Origin of the sequence: Pseudomonas sp. JAI111, assembly GCF_024809425.1 — a bacterium.
Taxonomy (GTDB): Bacteria; Pseudomonadota; Gammaproteobacteria; order Pseudomonadales; family Pseudomonadaceae; genus Aquipseudomonas.
Window position 1 is genome coordinate 33,061 of the sequence record NZ_JANUCB010000015.1, and the last position, 16,776, is coordinate 49,836.

Genomic DNA, 16,776 nt, shown 5'->3' on the forward strand with positions numbered 1-16,776 from the left:
ATTGAGATTTGTCGTCCGCGCGCCTAGGCTGCGTAAATCGCCTCCGTGACAAGGGGCTTCGGAACAAGCCTGAAAACAATGAAAACAGTACCGCCTGTTCATCGCATCGCACTGTTGTTCAACGGGAGCAAGATCTATGACCGCGGCATCATCAGCGGCATCGGCAACTACCTGAGCAGCACCCGCGCGTCCTGGGACCTGTTCCTGGAAGAGGATTTTCTCTGCCGGTTAAAAGGGATCGAGCGCTGGCAAGGTGATGGGATCATTGCCGATTTCGACGACCCACTGATTGGCGAGGCGCTGGCCGACATCAAGTTGCCGGTGGTGGCGGTGGGGGGTTCTTATCAGGATGAGGGGGCCTATCCGAAAGGGATTCCGTATGTCGCTACCGATAATAAGGCGCTGATCACGCTGGCTTACGAGCACTTGATTGAGGCGGGGCTGCAACGTTTTGCCTGCTTTAGCCTGCCTGAAGCACAGGCTAATCGTTGGGCTCAGGAACGTGAAAAATCCTTTCGACGACTGATGCAACGTGACGGCTTGCATGCCGAGGTCTATCGCGGCATGGGCACCAGCGCACCGCTGTGGGATAGCGCTGTGGAACAACTGATTGCCTGGCTGCAAAAACTGCCCAAACCCATTGGCATCATCGCCGTCAGTGACGCCCGCGCCCGGCAGTTGCTGCAAGCCTGCCTGACTGCCGGAATTGCCGTGCCGGAGCAGGTGGCGTTGATTGGCATCGACAATGATCCCCTGACACGCAGCCTGACCCGAGTCCCGTTGAGCTCGGTCATCCAGGGCACCGAAACCATGGGCCGCACCGCCGCTCAACTGCTGCACCAGATGCTGCACGGCATGCCGTCAACGGGCACACACATCCTCATCCCTCCTGATGCCGTCAACGTGCAGGTGTCGAGTTTGCACCAACCTTTGGGCAACCCCTACGTCATGCAAGCGCTGCTGTTTATCCGCCAATATGCCTGCCAAGGCATCAAGACGGCGCAGGTGGCGGCTTATGTCGGCATTTCGCGCTCATCGCTGGAGTCGCACTTTCGCACTGTGCGAGGCTGCAGCGTGCACGACGAGATTCTGCGTTTCAAACTGGCGGCCGCCACCAGCGGGCTGGAAAATACCGATTCAGCCATCGCGGACGTTGCCCGCGTTTGCGGCTTCAAATCCGCACAATATCTACACACAGTATTCCGTCGCGAGTTTGGATGTACGCCCCGTGAATATCAGCAGGGCGTCCGATAGCCACGCGGATTGCTAATGCAATCAGCGGCGCGGCGTCCCACGTTTATTCGGGTAACCCGGCCAACCGCAGTCCATCGGCGAAGCGCATGAAATCCTCGGGCCTTTGGATGGGCAACCAGTCTTTGAGGTTGGAGAGGCGCAACGAGGGATCCAGCTCACGTAGACGCTGCATCGCCAACCTGGCTTTATCCATCCGTCCGCTGAGGGCATGACTGGCCGCCAGCAAGGCCACCGGGGCCAGGAAACTGGGCAGGTTGCCCAACGCTTTTTCCGCCCATTGCGTGGTGGAATCGAAACGCCCGGCGAAGAAATGCGCGAACGCCATGCCGACCTGCATTCTGAACATTTCCGGATCCAGCGGACTCAAGCGAACGGCATGGGTCAGATGCTCGATGGCGGCGTCCGTTTCACCGCGCAGCGCGCGCAGGATGCCGCCCAGGAACCACGCAGGGGCGAGGTTGGGATTGAGCAGGCGCGCCCTGTCGAGCAAGGCAATGCCGCCGTCAACTTCGCCGGCGAGGTGACTCAATGCATGTCCGCCTCGCGTCAACGCGACCGCATCATCCCGGCCAAGCGACACCGCCAGACGCGCAAGCCGTACGCCTTCGGCGATCTCTAGCGTTCTATCAGTCATCCAACCGTTGAGCTTGCGCCAAAAGTAACACCAGGCTGCCATGCCATAGGCCGATGCAAATTCCGGATCGAGTTCGATGGACTTGTAGAACAACGGCAGCGCCTGGTCGAGGGCTTCCCGGGTGCCGTTGTGCAGTTTTGCCATTGCGCGCAGATAGTAGTCGTAGGCGTCCAGGCTTTCCGTCGGTTTGCGTTTGGCGCGTTCGATCTCTGCCCGTTCCAGTTGCGGCGCGATGGCACCGACGACGTTTTGGGTGATTTGATCCTGCAGCTCGAAGATGTCGTTGAGCGCGCCTTCGAAGCGCTCCGCCCAGATATGCGTCCCGCTCGTCGCGTCGATCAGCTGCCCGGTGATGCGTACCTTGTTCCCGCACTTGCGCACGCTGCCTTCGAGCACGTAGCGAACGCCCAGCTCCTGGCTGATGCCCTTGGCGTCCACCGTCCGACCCTTGTAGGTGAAGCTCGAATTGCGCGCGATGACGAACAGCCAGCGCATACGCGACAGGGCAGCGATGATGTCTTCCACGATGCCGTCAGCGAAATATTCCTGCTCCGGATCGCCGCTCAAATTCTGGAAGGGCAAGACGGTAATCGAGGGTTTGTCCGGGAGGACGAGCGAAGTGGGCATCTCATTCGGATTCGTGGATGCGCGTTCGTCGATATCAGGCTGGTCACGCTGTTGCGTTTCGCCGGTCCCGCCGGCCTTGATCTGGCCAACGAAGCGGTAGCCCTTGCGGGCGACGGTGCGCACCAGGCGCTGTTCCTCACCGGTATCGCCGATGGCCTTGCGCAGCGCATTAATGTGGCTGGTAATCGTCGATTCCGAGACGATCCGGCCATTCCACACAGCCTTGAGCAACTCGTCTTTGCTGATGACGCGATCGGGGTTGTTGACGAACAACAGCAATAGATCGAACACCTGCGGCCCGACGGCCACGGCTTGTCCGCGCAAGGTGAGTTCCCGGCGCTTGTCATCGAGCACGTAGTCTTCAAACACGAATGGCAAAGTGAGGTTCCCCTGACGACGCGCCCTCAACTCCGTGTCCCGGGCGGCTGGCGATTAGTATTTGAAATTGATGATACGGCAGCGTTAATCCCGCCGCACCGTCCGCAGCGATGACAAGGTCGGGCAGCAACCTCTTTGGACGTAAAACCAAGCGTTCGTGGAGGGAATTCCACAGCAGGCACAAGGACTTCGTTCATGCGCGCAGGCAATCTTGCTCTACACCGACGCAATGGTTGCAGTCGACACGTGGAGAAAACCCATGAAGATCGTCGTTATCGGAGGCTCCGGCCTCATTGGATCGAAACTTGTGAAGAACCTCCGCGAACGCGGCCATGACGTGCTCGCTGCCAGCCCAAGCACGGGCGTAAACAGCATCACCCGCGAAGGCTTGGCCCAAGCGATGGATGGTGCTGACATCGTCGTCGACGTAGCAAACGCGCCGTCGTGGGAGGACCAGGCCGTCCTCGAGTTTTTCGAAACGTCGAGCCGCAACCTGCTGGCCGCCGAAGCCGCCGCCGGGGTCCGCCATCACGTTGCACTGTCGATTGTCGGGAGTGAGCGGCTTCCAGAAAACGGCTATTTCCGGGCCAAGGTTGCGCAGGAAAACCTGATCAAGGCATCCGGCATTCCTTACTCCATCTTGCGTGCCACGCAGTTCTTCGAATTTGTCGGCGGCATTGCCCAATCGTTCACCGTCGGCGAAGAGCTGTGCGTTTCGCCGGCGCTGATCCAGCCGTTGGCGTCCGACGATGTGGTGGCAGCGCTCACCGACATCGTGCTGGCAGCGCCGATCAACGGCACCGTCGAAGTCGCGGGGCCGGAGGCCATGCCGCTCGACGAGCTGATCAGACGCTATCTGCGGGCCACGCAGGATACCCGCAAGGTCAAACCGGACGTACATGCGCGCTACTACGGCGCTGTGCTTGATGATCAATCGCTGACACCCGGCAAGAACCCGCGCCTGGGCGCGATCCGTTTCGACGACTGGCTCAGCCAGTCAATGGCCGAAGCGGGTCGCTGAGGCTTCCAGGAACAACTCAGGTAGGCGCCACCCCGGTCATGGGGCGCGCCGTCAAAACATCTACCCACGAAGGAGTATTGCCATGGTTACCCGATTTTTCTTGGCCGCTGCTTTTGCAGCAATGTCGATCAGCGCAGCGTCGGCCGCCGAGCCGCCTCCCGGCAAAGTGACCGTCGTGTTTGACCGTCCCATTCCCAACATCCCTGGCAAGAGCATGAAGGGTGTGGTTGTCGAATATGGGCCGGGCGCCGCTTCGCCGTCCCACACCCACCCGAAAACGGCCTTCATCTACGCAACGGTCCTGGAGGGCGCGTTTCGTATCAAAATCAAAGGCCAGCCGGAAAAGATCTACCACGTCGGCGAAAACTTCGTAGAGGAGCCGGGTTCCGTGCACGAAGTCAGCGCCAACGCCAGCGACACCGAGCCTGCACGCCTGTTGGCCGTGTTCGTCCTCGATACTGGCGAAAAGACGCTAGTCACACCTATCAAAAAGTGAGCTGATCCAGGCGCTCATAAAAGCTCGATAGCCAGGCGGCAGGCCACTGCCGCCCTGGGGCTGCTGTCATGCAGGGCATTGAACAGGAATGAAGAAATGATCTCGCTCCAGGACAAGGCCGCCATTGGTTCCGGTGCAAGCGCCGAGACCCCCGTCGTAGGGGGGCGGCAAAACAAGCGCAAGATAATCGGCATATTGCTGTGCGTAGGCGCCGTGGTGGTTGTGGCTGCCTGGGGTGGCATGGCTTTTTCGAGCGGCTCAACCTCGACCGATAACGCTTATGTTCGTGGAGACGTGACCTCACTCGCGGCCAAGGTGGCCGGCTATGTCACTGCGGTGATTCAGGATCTAGCATTCGATGTAGTCAGCTAAACGCATTACGTCGCTCACATTTTCAAGCCTGACAGTAAACTCTCCGGCGTTAGTTTCTTTTGCACCGGGAATTCGACCAAAGATTTCCTCGCGCGAATATTTTGGGGACCGGAGACATGGCTTCCTGAAATAGAACAACATCCATCTCCGGTTCGGAATGAATGCAAAATCCCAGTCGTTGCCACGCAAGAAACGAAAGTCCTTGATGTGTCCGTGCGAGCCTGGAAAGAAGTCATAGCCTTTCAGCGTTGATGCCCATCCAACCATGTACAAGAACGCGTGTTTAGCCTCTGGAGTGCTCAGGATTTCGTAGTATTCCCGGAAAAGCTCACTGTTCTCAGCTCCGCGCAGCATCTCGCCATCTCCCAGTATTTAGTGAAAGATCAAAAGTATGATGTATGCGCCCAGGTTTCAGGATCGCGGCCCGTCGGAACCATCTATCAGTTCCTTGCTACTGTTGCGTAATGACTGCTCTTGGCCGTTTCTGACTGTTGTGTCCCGCTGAATCGACCCAAAGCCGACGTTTGCCAAAGGCAGAAAATGGTCAGTTTCATTCGCTCGTTAACACCACAAAGCCCCTTGACCGGTGACAACGCAACGCATCGCAACGGCTAAGCTTTTTCTTGCGAACCTCGTCTTTCAAGGGAGACTCCATGAGCAGCGCGTCCCTGTCTGAACTTGATGCCGCTCTACCCGGTTTGGCTCGCAAGATCCGCGTACTGGATGCTCTGTCCTGGCCGGATGGCGTCGAGGAAACTTTCCTGGCGCATTGGCGCGACGGAAAAGCAGAATTGCCTAGAGTCCAATTGCACCCCCGCGAGCACAGCGCCGACATCCTTGCTCTGGAAGCTTTTATTGGGCGTTGCGATCAGGGGCATCCAGCCGGGAACTATCTGGCCATGACCGCGCGTAGCTATGCCACGGCTGGACGCATGCTTGGTGCGATTGGTACTCCCGCCTTTACTCAATATTCATCCGCGTTGTACCGGCGCCCGGACTTCTATTATCCGAACCAGAAACTCAGCATGCTGGACGCGGCCCGTTTCTTTCTCACGACCACCGACGCCCTGCTGGGTGGGGCCCGGATTCCATCGACTCAAGCTGAGATCCCGGCCGAAGCCTTCGCCGCCTGGATGCAGCCGGAACTGGATCGTTTTTTCGGCCAGGGCCGGGTCACGGTCGTGCTCGACCCGACTCTTGCTGCCAAGGCGATCGCCGGGGCAAGCCGCATTCGTTTGCGTGCCGGCGCGCTGTTCTCTGAACTGGACAAGAATCAGTTATTGCAGCACGAGGCCTTCGTGCATGTCGCTACCGCACAAAATGGCGCGCTCCAGCCCAACCTCAAAAGCCTGGGTTTGGGAGCACCACGCACGACTCAAACTCAGGAAGGCATTGCCACGCTCACAGAACTGTTCACCGGCAGTATGGACATCAGCCGATTGCGCCGCTTGGCCCTGCGCGTGCTTGCGGTCCAGCAAGCGCTGGACGGCGCAGATTTCATCCAGGTATTCGAAGGTTTTCTTGCCGCCGGCCAATCACAAGAGGAGTCTTTTCGCTCAACCCAGCGGGTCTTCCGTGGCGCCAGCCTACGTGGTGGTTCGGCGTTTACCAAGGATGCCGCTTACCTGACGGGTTTGCTGGGTGTTCATACGTTGCTGCGTATTGCGATCCGCGACAACCGGCCGGAACTGGTGGGGCATTTGTTTGCCGGACGCCTCAGTCTGGCTGATACCGTACGCTTGGCGCCTCTATTCGAGTCCGGCTGGCTCCAGGGACCAACCCATCTACCGGCCTGGGCCTGCGATCTACGGCTCCTCGCCGCAAACCTGGCGTTCTCCGCTTTCATTGCTCAGATAAAATTGGATGTGCTCGATCTGGAGGTGCTCATGGCCTTTGCAGATGAACACGAAAACGATGCCAGCGCCGTGTGATCACGGCACCTGCCAACTGACTCGATTTAGTTTCCGAGGGCGGGTTCGGGTTGCCGCCCATTAGCCTCTACAACAACCCGGCGAGGGGCGAGGTGCGACCTCAGGGATTTCCCCTCCAGCGCCACAACAGGACACCTGGCTTGCCGAAGCGATCGAGCGCACTCGTGCAACACGGCAGACATGCCCCCATTGCAGTCAGTCACCCAAGGTTCAAAACAGGCAAGAGCAGTGGTGAAGCTGTTTCCGTCTTCCGTATGTTGACTCTTTACCTTGTATACGGAAAAACATATATTCGTTGAGCCGTATATGAGCTGAGGTTTCACAATGACCAGCAAAGTCCGTGTCCTGTTCGTCTTGGTCAAAAACAAACACTGAGAACCGATATGGCTGACCACCTGACACCGACCACCGTTTTCAAATGCCTGGCTGACGACACTCGGGTGCGCACGATGTTGCTCATCACCCGCGAAGGAGAACTGTGTGTTTGCGAGCTGACCTGCGCGTTGAACGAAAGTCAGCCAAAAATCTCCAGGCACCTCGCACAACTGCGGACTTGCGGCCTGTTGTCGGACCGTCGGCAAGGCCAATGGGTCTATTACCGACTGCACCCCAATCTGCCGGATTGGGTTCATCAAGTGCTGACCACGGTACTCGAAAGCAACAAGCACTGGTTGAGCCCCGATATCAAACGGCTTGATGAAATGGGTGATCGCCCTGAACGTGCCGCCGTGTGCTGTTAAAGCTGGATCGTCTGATTCCGCCTTCGACTACGAGATCGTTGGATGAAAATCTTGTTCCTGTGGAAGATTTGGTGAGATTCACGGCTCGGGCCATACCGGTTTGGTCGCCGCTCAGTTGTTGATCGAAAGCGGCGTGCCATTCAGCGATGCCATCCGCAATGTTCAGTCGTTGCGTCCGCGCGCTATTCAGCATCCTGCTCACATTGAATACATCGACCAGTTCGACACCCAATCGAACTCCCACTGACAATAGATACAGAGCAAAACAACATGACTATCAAAGTTGGCATCAATGGTTTTGGACGGATTGGTCGCCTCGCGCTGCGAGCCGCCTGGAACTGGCCAGAATTCGAATTCGTGCAGATCAATGATCCGGCAGGAGATGCGGCGACCCATGCGCACCTGCTGAACTTCGACTCGGTACATGGTCGTTGGAGTTACCAGGCTGACTCCGAGGGCGACAGCATCGTCATCGACGGCAAACGAATCAAGGTGACGGCCAACAAGGCGATTGCCGACACTGATTGGTCGGGCTGCGATCTGGTGATTGAGGCGAGCGGCAAGATGAAGACCGTCGCGGTGCTTCAGGCTTACCTCGACCAAGGCGTGAAGCGCGTGGTGGTCAGTGCGCCAGTGAAAGAGAAGGGCGCGTTGAACATCGTCATGGGTGTCAACCACCTGTTATTCAAACCGGCCGAACATCGTATCGTTACCGCCGCTTCATGCACGACCAACTGTCTGGCGCCCGTGGTGAAAGTCATTCACGAGAAACTGGGCATTCGTCACGGCTCGATCACCACCATTCATGATCTGACCAACACCCAAAGTATCCTCGATCAACCGCACAAGGATCTGCGCCGGGCGCGTGCTTGCGGGATGAGTCTGATTCCGACCAGCACTGGCTCGGCCACTGCCATCGCCGAAATTTTCCCGGAGCTGCGTGGACGCCTGAATGGTCATGCCGTACGCGTGCCGCTGGCCAACGCTTCGCTGACCGACTGTGTCTTTGAAGTCGAGCGAGCCACCACGGTCGAAGAGGTGAACCAACTGCTCAAGGACGCCTCCGAGAACGAGCTGAAAGACATCCTCGGTTTCGAGGAGCGTCCACTGGTGTCCATCGACTACCGTACAGACCCGCATTCATCGATCATTGATGCGCTGTCGACCATGGTCATCAACGGCACGCAGGTCAAACTCTATGCCTGGTACGACAACGAATGGGGCTATGCCAACCGTACCGTCGAGCTGGCCAAAATGGTCGGTCTGGCTATCTAAGGAGCGGTCATGAAAGCGTTGTCAGCCCTCGCTCCCGAAGTGCGGCAGTACCTGCTCGTCACGGGTAACTACTGGGCCTTTACCCTCACCGACGGTGCTTTGCGCATGTTGGTGGTGCTGCACTTTCACGCATTGGGCTACAGCCCGCTTCAAATCGCGGCGTTGTTTCTGTTCTACGAACTCTTTGGCGTGATCACCAACCTGGTGGGTGGCTACCTCGGCGCCCGGCTGGGTCTGAACCGAACCATGAACATCGGGCTGGGCATCCAGGTCGCGGCGCTGCTGATGCTGACGGTTCCTGTCGCCTGGCTAACCATCCCATGGGTGATGGGCGCTCAGGCGCTGTCGGGGATTGCCAAAGACCTGAACAAGATGAGCGCCAAAAGCTCCATCAAGCTTCTGGTTCCGGATGGGCAACAGGGCAAGCTATACAAGTGGGTGGCGATCCTCACCGGCTCGAAGAACGCACTCAAGGGCGTGGGCTTCTTTCTTGGCGGGGCCTTGCTGGCACTCATCGGCTTCAAAGGTGCCTTGCTGGCCATGGCGGGTGTTCTGGCCCTGATCTGGATCAGCAGCTTGATCCTGTTGAAGAAGGACCTGGGCAAAGCGAAAGCCAAGCCAAAATTTCGCGACATCCTCTCCAAGAGCCGGGCGATCAATATTCTCTCAGCAGCCCGAATGTTCCTTTTCGGCGCCCGCGATGTCTGGTTTGTAGTGGCCTTACCGGTGTACCTGAGCAGCGTGTTCGGCTGGGACTTCTGGAAGGTTGGCGGCTTCCTGGCGGCCTGGGTGATTGGCTATGGGATCGTGCAGTCCTTTGCACCCAACATCACCGGTAAGAAACATGGGCACGTACCCGATGGTCGTGCGGCGTTTCTGTGGGCACTTGTACTGGCGGTTATGCCTGCGGCTATTGCTCTGGGGCTAAACACCGGGGTGTCACCGCAGGCGGTATTGCTCGGAGGATTAATGGTCTTTGGCGCGTTGTTCGCAGTGAATTCGTCGCTGCACAGTTATTTGATCGTGTCCTACGCCAAGGAGGACGGCGTATCGCTGGACGTGGGGTTCTATTACATGTCGAATGCCATGGGGCGGCTTATCGGCACGGTGCTTTCCGGTTGGGTTTATCAGGCGTATGGGCTGGGCGCGTGCTTATGGATATCGAGTGCATTCGTTCTGCTTGCGGCTTTGATTTCAATTGCCTTGCCTCGTCATGCGTCTTATGAGTGACAGTTTCAGCCGATTGCTGCCTCTCACTCGGGGCGACAACAGACCTCACGGCAGACATTGGCATACCGCGAAAAATCGATATCGGCCGATTAAATATCGTAGGCCGTAGACTCTGCATGGTTTTGTGCAGATTGCACGTGTGCAGTCACTGACGGCTGTTCTGCATTGGCGTCGCGTTTCAGCCACTCAGCTGGAGGGCAACCAATCACGTTCAGAAAGCTCTTCGAAAAAGACGCCTGGGAACTGTAGCCGACTGACTCAGCAATCACCTTGATTTGAACTCCCTCACGAAGCATGTCCTGCGCCACTTTCATCCTCCATGCGGTGACGTACCCCATTGGCGATATCCCCATAACCTGGGTGAAATAGGCAGAAAACTTCGACCTGGACATGTTCGCCAGGCTGGCCAGTTTCTCGACGCTCCAAAGCGCATCCGGTCGTAAATGGATTTGGTTGAACACCGCGCCGAGGCGCCCATCCTGAAGGGCAAAGAGCAATCCACTGGATATCAGCCCGTCTGCAACGGCACGCCTCACGATCAGGACAAATATGTATTCCAGCAGCAGGTTCAGCGCTTTGGTTCTTCCCGCACTGCGGTCCTGGAATTCTGCGAGTAACGCGCCAATCACCGGGCTTAGATTGACTAGCTCCCTGACTGGAAAAATGAGTGTTTCTTTGAGCCCGAGAGGGAAGGGTTGCAGTGTGTTTCGTCCAAATTGAAATGAGGCGCAAATTAACTCAGATCCCTCAACCGTATTGGAGCGCAGCTGATACCGACAACTGCTTGGACAGAACAGCACGCTGGGCTCGGCAATGGAGATCCTTGGCAACCCAGGCTGAACCATGTCGATACCGCCCTGACTGATGACATGGATAAACGCCATCCCTGGTGGCTTATCAAGGACAAGAGTGCCATCGACCCGACCTGAGAAGAAAAGCCTGCCCTGAAGGTTCGTGCGTTCGAAGAATTCGGACAGGATATCCATGATAGCGACGACCAGATAAAGACTCTGTACGTGCTGACAAAACCGGATCAGAACGTGGAGATAGGATGAAGTTCTCGCCGATGGTAAACAACGGCCCGATGGGGCGCCATGGCATAGAGCAACTTTTCTTACCTACGACCGGAGTCTATTGTCATGAGCAACGACACACCACGCCTCGCACATTACGCAGATCCAGCCCACCCTGCGCTGCCAAATCCAGGTATGAAAATTGACCTTTCCCGGACTGCTCTGGTGGTCATCGATCCACAAATCGATTTCCTGAGTCCCGAAGGTGTGAGCTGGGGAGTATTCGGCAAGAGCATCGTCGAACACGACGTGGTCAATCACCTAGGCCAGTTGTTCGCCGCGGCTAAAGATGCGGGCATTACCGTGGCCGTTTCCCCGCATTACTATTATCCGTGCGACCACAAATGGCAATTTGGCGGGCCGCTGGAAAAGGTCATGCACAGCATCTGCATGTTCGATCGCAAGGGGCCGCTGACCCTCGACGGTTTTGAAAACTCCGGTGCCGATTTCATGCCCGAGTTCAAGCCGTACATCCTCGACGGCAAAACTATCATTGCCTCACCGCACAAGGTCTACGGACCGGAAACCAACGACCTGGCGCTGCAACTGCGCAAGCACGGTGTGTCGCAGATCATTTTGGCAGGCATGGCGGCCAACCTTTGCATCGAGTCTCACCTGCGTGAATTGCTAGAGCAGGGTTTCGAAGTGGCTGTGGTTCGTGATGCTACCGCTGGCCCGACCACCCCGGAAGGGGACGGTTATCTGGCCGCTCTGATCAACTTCCGCTACATAGCCAACGCTCTGTTGACGACGGCGGAAACTGTCGAGTTGCTTCAAGCCAAATAAGGTCCATACGAGCCGGCTGCTCGCTACTTGCGACGCAGCCGTCTGGGAGTACCGGAAATGCCCAAGCTCCATCGGCGATTTCGCCAGCGAACTTCTGCGGTGATTCAATCGGCAATTACATGCGCTATTGCTACCGCCATAGCCAGTCCATCAAACCTTTCGGCCAGCCAGTTATTTTCGTATGGATTCAAAGCCTGGTTGATTGCCTGGATAACGATCGTACCCTTCGTGTTAATAGCGACACCGCTGATAGGGCGGCTGACGTCTCTTGTGGTGCAAGAGGATTCTTAAGATCCTCCGGCTGAATCAGGAGACGCTGTTTCGACGTATTTTAAAGCCGGTCAGATTGAAATGAGACACCGAAAGCGCTGCCGCCTGCGCCACCTTTCCGCGAGACCTGTTGCGATGATTCGCATCGACGCCATTTGGCTCGCCACCGAGCCACCCAAGGAGTGTTCAACGAAAGTTCACCGGCATCCCGTAGATCGAATGGTGGTGTGAATGCTCGCTTGATATTTCAATTCTTTCCTAAAGCGGCTTATTTTTTCGGGATGAAAGCTTAGTGCTCGCCCTATACTAAAAAAGTAAAGTAATGCTGGCGAACGCGTTGGCAAAATATTGAAAACTAAGGAAGTTTAACGGTATCGATATTCTTGGACGCTGCTGGAATAATTTTCTGTATTGTTTGGTGTCGTGATGAGGGTTTGTTATGAACGTCTTATTGAACGAACTTCACGCCTATCATCATGATGTGGCTAAAAAAATCAGTCAGATCAAAGAGTTGCTAAGGAAGATGAGGCATGAATCCGATGGTGCTGACGACGGTAAGCTGATGTTCGAGATGCTTGAAGCCTTGCATGGTGATGCAGAGCGGCACCACCATGAAAATGAAGAACTTATCCGGCGAGCGTTGCTAGCCACTGAGGCACCGATCCACCAACGGGTCAAAGATATAGAGCGAGATCATCAGGCATTTGGGCGTATTGCTGGACAGCTGAAAATGTTGGAGGGTACAACAAAGGACACAAGAGTCATTGCTGACACTATCGATGATTTCATCCAGAAATATTACGATCATATGGAATCTGAAGAAAATATCTTCTTCCCAGCGGCAGATAAGTGGCTGTCAGACAACCAATGGCAGGACATAAAGCGTCAATGGCAGTAATTGAAATTTACCGGGCGCTGCGTATATCGATTGCTCCTTGTTGGAAGTCGCTTCGCCTTTGCGCCTACGTTCCGACACCTATGTTTCGACAACTGCGCATGGGACATTCTTGAAAGTCGCGGGCCACGGATGTGTCCATTCAAAAGGTGAAATAGCCACGAGAAACCCGGCCCCCTACCACGCAATCCAGGTGGGTAGGGGGGCGGGGCATCTGTTTAGTTTTACTGTTAACCAACCGCGATCACGTTAAACCGGCGTGACTTGAAGCTGATCGTTTCTTTGAACTCTTCCACCTTCCCGATACGACGAATACTCGCCCAGGTTCCTTTGTAATAGGGCACCACGTTGCGGTCTGTCCATGGCGTAGTCAGATTACCCATCACACCGTTGAAATGGCCGAACTGCATGAAGGTTTGATTCCGTTTGATGTCAGGCTCCAGATAGGCCAGCGCGTAGGACGAACCGTAATCGTTGAACACCTCGACCACATCTCCAGATTCAATAGTCAGCGCCCGTGCATCGTCGGGATTGATCTCCAGATAAGCCATCGGTACGCGCCGCTGTACAAAATCGTTGTATTGGTCGTGGTAGAGCGTTTGCCACACTTCGTTGATACGTCCATTGTTGACCCAGAATTGGTGTTTCTCCTTCTGGTCTGCCACCGGTTTCGGCAATCCGGGCCATGTTGCTGGCTTGAACTCTGCTTTGCCGTCCGGCGTATCGAATTTGTAATCGGTGTAGAGCATTTCGGTGCCGATCAGTTTGTCGTCTCGGTATTCTTTTGCGGGTAACTGGACACCATTGTTGCCCATGGCTTTCAGCCGCTCGTAGGTGACAAGATTGCCCGTGGTCCCGCCCTGACTGTCGATTGGACCCGCGCCGGGTTGGCCAGCCATACGGAAGCCGTCATTGAAGGCGTCCTCCTCGCTATTCCAGTCGAACCCTGCAAAGCGCGCCGCCATGTCTTGTTTCCCTTCGTCCGTATACATCTGCCGAAGGGTGTTAGCGATAGCCGCTGCGATCAGGCAATCGGCTTTCGCCGAACCGGGAGGATCCATGAATTTTTGTGAAAGACGCATCCGCCGTTCCCCGTTCATCGAGGTGAGATTCATCTCACCCGGATGGGTTGCCGGCAACATCACATGGGCGGCTTCTGCCAGCTTGGTGGGGTAGAGGTTGATATTGGCGAGGAAAAGCCCGCCTTTGTTTTTCACCGCGTCGTAGACCGCATCCACCATCTGCGCGGTAGTACCGCCGCGAACGTTGGCCATGGCCTCCCTGACAATGCTGGCGCGTTTCAGGATGACCGCACGATGCTGCTCAGCATTCAGCGTGGTCTGAAACGGGTTTGCCCCCCACGCCGTGTACATCATTCCCTTGCCGTTGATGATCTCCTGATCCACATAGATCTTGGTATTGCCCGGATAAGGAGGGCGTGTGTAACCCTCTTGATGCCCACCCATGCGGACCACCCCCGTACCACGTCGCCCAACGTTGTGGGTGGCAAGCACCAAGTCGACCAAGGCTGACTGGATGAGGTAGTTGTCATTACCCCAGATGATCCCTTTTTCGTAGGCGTGCATGGCATGGGGTCGATGGCCAGAGGCCTTGGGTTTGTAAGCCCATTCGGCCGCTTTCTTGAGCTTGTCCACCGAGACCCCGGTAACGCGACTGGTTTCTTCAAGCGACATTCGATTGGCCTGAAGTGCCTGGTCAAACGCTTTGGTATGGGCCGCGATAAACTCCTCGTCATGCCATTTTTGGTCAACCACGTAGGTCAGCAGACCATTGAACAGAGCGATATCCGTGCCCGGTTCGATATCCAGGTGAAGCACGTTGTCCTTACCGGCTGCTTGCTCCGCTATAGCGATGGTCGGTGTCCTGCGAGGGTCGACAAAAATCACCTTGGCTGGAGCAACGGTTTCCCCAGGAAAGCGCTGTTTACGTTTGTCGAGCGTCTGCCCCTGTAAATTGGGCAGCCAGTGCGCCAGGAAGTAATTGGTTTGGGTTTCGTATGAGTTGCAGCCGATGGCAACAATAACGTCAGCCAGCTCCGCGTCTTCGTAGCTGTTGTTGAGTTCACCAATGCCCATCTCGCGGGTCGCGTGGCACTCGGAGTTATAGGCGGGGCGATTGTGGATACGTACCAATGGTGTTTGCAGTGCCGTGAACATCAGCTTGCCGGTGCCCCAGGTATTCTCGAATCCGCCTCCGGCACCTCCGTGATCGAAGCAGTCAAAGGCGAGCGAGGCAGGCCCGTCATTGTCCAGAATCTTCTTGGTCACCCCGGCGTAAAGCGCCAACGCATCATCCCAACTGGTGTCTACCCACTGATCAGCCACATAAACGCGTGGGCTGCGTAAGCGCTCCTTGCCTACGCCATCGGGGTTGTACATGACCTTGGCCAGTTGCCCCCCTCGCGTGGACGAGAGCCCTTTATTAACTTCGCACTGCTTATCCGGCACGATCATGATGTTGTAGCGCTTGCCGTCCTTGTCGGTAATCGTGTTCTGCATGGCCGGCGTCATGATGATGGCCATGGGGGGCAACTGTTTGCGGAAGTCGAGCCCGAGCGCATTTTCATCAGGAGCCCGTCCACCTTCCTGATTTTCCGGCCATTTGTACACGTGATAGCCACAACCCACGATGCAGAAGTGGCAGGTCAGGTTGGTCTTTTGGGCATCTGTCGGCGGCAGTGCCATACGATCTTTGTTGGTTGCCATTTTTAATCTCCTTATGAAAGGAGGTTGGACTGACGTCCGTAGATCAACCCTTCAACGGCAACTGCACGTACCGAATCGTCATTGGGGTTGTACTCGAGCACTATGCTCGGCAAGTTCTCGGTGGCTTGGCCGGAAACCATTTGGCCAATATTCTCAGGGTCGAAAATGCTGAAGTGGCAGGGGCATTTGAACACCTTTTGCCCCGGGTCGTAGGCAACCGGACAACCCATGTGTGTGCATAGCGTGCTGAAGGCGACAATGTCGCGCTCCGGGCCGACACCACCCGGAACGGGAGCACCCATCTTGATCAATGCGCAAGGTGAAGCCGCGTCGGGATAGGAAAACAGGACTGGCGTGTTGACCTGCAATTTCTGAGCTTTGGTGAGCGCCTTCATTTGGTAGGGGAGATTGACTCGCCCCTCTACCGTTGGCTTTGGTGTTGCGGCTTGTGTGAGTTCGGGCAGCCCTATTGCTACGCTCGCTGCAACCCCGCCTCCCACTTTCAAGAAGAGTCTTCTGGATATAGATGCCATATCTGCCTCCGCATACGCTTGCGATGCAGTCGGCCCCGTCTGTGTCGTAAGCGAAGATAACTTCAACTCATTGAGCATAGTAGATCGCCCGATTCTTTTGTCGAAACGGGTGGAACATCGCATGGTCCGTAACTGATTTCGCCGACGTTTCCGACTGACGGGTTGCTGGGTTATCTGCTTGTTGTCGCTGAGAGCTTCCCGGAATCAAATACCTTTGTTCACCCTCGGCGATTGGTACGACGCATGAAATAAGCAACCGGCAATGCAGATCTGCCCTTCAACGGATCACTAAGTTAAATTCGGCGGTGAGCCTGGTCACTTGCTTTCCTGAAACGCGGGCTTGAAATACATGTGCAGTTCCCACTGCGAGTAGCGCGCTATTACCCGATTGTTGTCTGCCGTAAACCGCATTAAACGGCCAGAAGAAGCCGGTGGGCGGAGCAGGTTTGACTGTAAGGATGGGAAGCAAATTTTTGGTCTGCTGATCAACCACGCGCCGACAGATTTTACGTAGCAACGCAGTTTTCAAGACTGT

At 56.2% G+C, this 16,776-nt stretch carries 16 protein-coding genes and 2 pseudogenes; 12 read left to right on the forward strand and 6 right to left on the reverse strand.

Annotated features, from left to right (window positions below; genetic code table 11):
- Window positions 1-78 precede the first annotated feature (78 nt).
- The gene (locus tag HNR03_RS30250; protein ID WP_259157889.1) at window positions 79-1,254 is read left to right on the forward strand and encodes a DNA-binding transcriptional regulator; all 1,176 of its coding nucleotides are present in this window, start codon (window positions 79-81) and stop codon (window positions 1,252-1,254) included.
- 43 nt (window positions 1,255-1,297) lie between these two features.
- Here the strand turns inward: HNR03_RS30250 and HNR03_RS30255 are convergent, their stop codons facing one another.
- Window positions 1,298-2,893, reverse strand: coding sequence for a winged helix-turn-helix domain-containing protein (locus HNR03_RS30255; RefSeq protein ID WP_259157892.1), 1,596 nt, complete (start codon window positions 2,891-2,893; stop codon window positions 1,298-1,300).
- Between the two features lie 259 nt (window positions 2,894-3,152).
- On the opposite strand from HNR03_RS30255, the gene HNR03_RS30260 reads away from it, so the two are divergent.
- From HNR03_RS30260 to HNR03_RS30270, 3 genes and pseudogenes are all read left to right on the forward strand, one after another.
- The gene (locus tag HNR03_RS30260) at window positions 3,153-3,914 is read left to right on the forward strand and encodes an SDR family oxidoreductase (RefSeq protein WP_259157894.1); all 762 of its coding nucleotides are present in this window, start codon (window positions 3,153-3,155) and stop codon (window positions 3,912-3,914) included.
- An 82-nt stretch (window positions 3,915-3,996) separates the two neighbouring features.
- Window positions 3,997-4,410, forward strand: coding sequence for a cupin domain-containing protein (locus HNR03_RS30265; RefSeq protein ID WP_259157896.1), 414 nt, complete (start codon window positions 3,997-3,999; stop codon window positions 4,408-4,410).
- A 96-nt stretch (window positions 4,411-4,506) separates the two neighbouring features.
- Window positions 4,507-4,749, forward strand: a pseudogene (locus tag HNR03_RS30270) (HlyD family secretion protein); the annotation flags it as partial.
- Between the two features lie 9 nt (window positions 4,750-4,758).
- On the opposite strand, the gene HNR03_RS30275 reads toward HNR03_RS30270, so the two are convergent.
- Complete coding sequence (locus HNR03_RS30275; RefSeq protein ID WP_259157898.1) at window positions 4,759-5,136, reverse strand: hypothetical protein; 378 nt, start codon at window positions 5,134-5,136, stop codon at window positions 4,759-4,761.
- A 299-nt stretch (window positions 5,137-5,435) separates the two neighbouring features.
- Between HNR03_RS30275 and HNR03_RS30280 the strand changes: the two genes are divergently transcribed.
- From HNR03_RS30280 to arsJ, 5 genes and pseudogenes are all read left to right on the forward strand, one after another.
- Complete coding sequence (locus HNR03_RS30280; RefSeq protein WP_259157899.1) at window positions 5,436-6,713, forward strand: flavohemoglobin expression-modulating QEGLA motif protein; 1,278 nt, start codon at window positions 5,436-5,438, stop codon at window positions 6,711-6,713.
- A gap of 383 nt (window positions 6,714-7,096) precedes the next feature.
- Window positions 7,097-7,453, forward strand: a complete 357-nt coding sequence (locus HNR03_RS30285; protein ID WP_259157904.1) for a metalloregulator ArsR/SmtB family transcription factor — start codon at window positions 7,097-7,099, stop codon at window positions 7,451-7,453.
- An 82-nt stretch (window positions 7,454-7,535) separates the two neighbouring features.
- Window positions 7,536-7,700: pseudogene (locus tag HNR03_RS30290) on the forward strand (protein phosphatase); the annotation flags it as partial.
- A gap of 23 nt (window positions 7,701-7,723) precedes the next feature.
- Complete coding sequence (locus HNR03_RS30295) at window positions 7,724-8,728, forward strand: ArsJ-associated glyceraldehyde-3-phosphate dehydrogenase (protein ID WP_259157906.1); 1,005 nt, start codon at window positions 7,724-7,726, stop codon at window positions 8,726-8,728.
- A gap of 9 nt (window positions 8,729-8,737) precedes the next feature.
- Entirely contained in the window at window positions 8,738-9,958 is a 1,221-nt protein-coding gene (gene arsJ, locus HNR03_RS30300; protein ID WP_259157908.1) for an organoarsenical effux MFS transporter ArsJ, read from the forward strand.
- 89 nt (window positions 9,959-10,047) lie between these two features.
- Here arsJ and HNR03_RS30305 read toward each other — a convergent pair whose 3' ends face one another.
- Window positions 10,048-10,944 (reverse strand): AraC family transcriptional regulator, encoded by an 897-nt coding sequence (locus HNR03_RS30305; RefSeq protein ID WP_259157911.1) that lies wholly within the window; start codon window positions 10,942-10,944, stop codon window positions 10,048-10,050.
- A 153-nt stretch (window positions 10,945-11,097) separates the two neighbouring features.
- On the opposite strand from HNR03_RS30305, the gene HNR03_RS30310 reads away from it, so the two are divergent.
- From HNR03_RS30310 to HNR03_RS30315, 3 genes are all read left to right on the forward strand, one after another.
- Window positions 11,098-11,817, forward strand: a complete 720-nt coding sequence (locus tag HNR03_RS30310; RefSeq protein WP_259157913.1) for a cysteine hydrolase — start codon at window positions 11,098-11,100, stop codon at window positions 11,815-11,817.
- Between the two features lie 57 nt (window positions 11,818-11,874).
- Window positions 11,875-12,108 carry a DUF2798 domain-containing protein gene (locus HNR03_RS32075; RefSeq protein ID WP_405046100.1) on the forward strand — a complete coding sequence of 78 codons (234 nt, stop codon included), beginning with the start codon at window positions 11,875-11,877 and terminating at the stop codon, window positions 12,106-12,108.
- A gap of 418 nt (window positions 12,109-12,526) precedes the next feature.
- Entirely contained in the window at window positions 12,527-12,985 is a 459-nt protein-coding gene (locus tag HNR03_RS30315) for a hemerythrin domain-containing protein (protein WP_259157915.1), read from the forward strand.
- A 227-nt stretch (window positions 12,986-13,212) separates the two neighbouring features.
- Here HNR03_RS30315 and HNR03_RS30320 read toward each other — a convergent pair whose 3' ends face one another.
- The 3 genes from HNR03_RS30320 to HNR03_RS30330 all read right to left on the reverse strand — a co-directional run bounded on the left by HNR03_RS30320 (window position 13,213) and on the right by HNR03_RS30330 (window position 16,770).
- The gene (locus HNR03_RS30320) at window positions 13,213-15,708 is read right to left on the reverse strand and encodes an arsenate reductase (azurin) large subunit (protein WP_259157916.1); all 2,496 of its coding nucleotides are present in this window, start codon (window positions 15,706-15,708) and stop codon (window positions 13,213-13,215) included.
- 11 nt (window positions 15,709-15,719) lie between these two features.
- Window positions 15,720-16,241 (reverse strand): arsenate reductase (azurin) small subunit, encoded by a 522-nt coding sequence (locus HNR03_RS30325; protein WP_259157918.1) that lies wholly within the window; start codon window positions 16,239-16,241, stop codon window positions 15,720-15,722.
- Window positions 16,242-16,518: 277 nt separating this feature from the next.
- Entirely contained in the window at window positions 16,519-16,770 is a 252-nt protein-coding gene (locus HNR03_RS30330; protein WP_259157923.1) for a hypothetical protein, read from the reverse strand.
- Window positions 16,771-16,776: the final 6 nt, after the last annotated feature.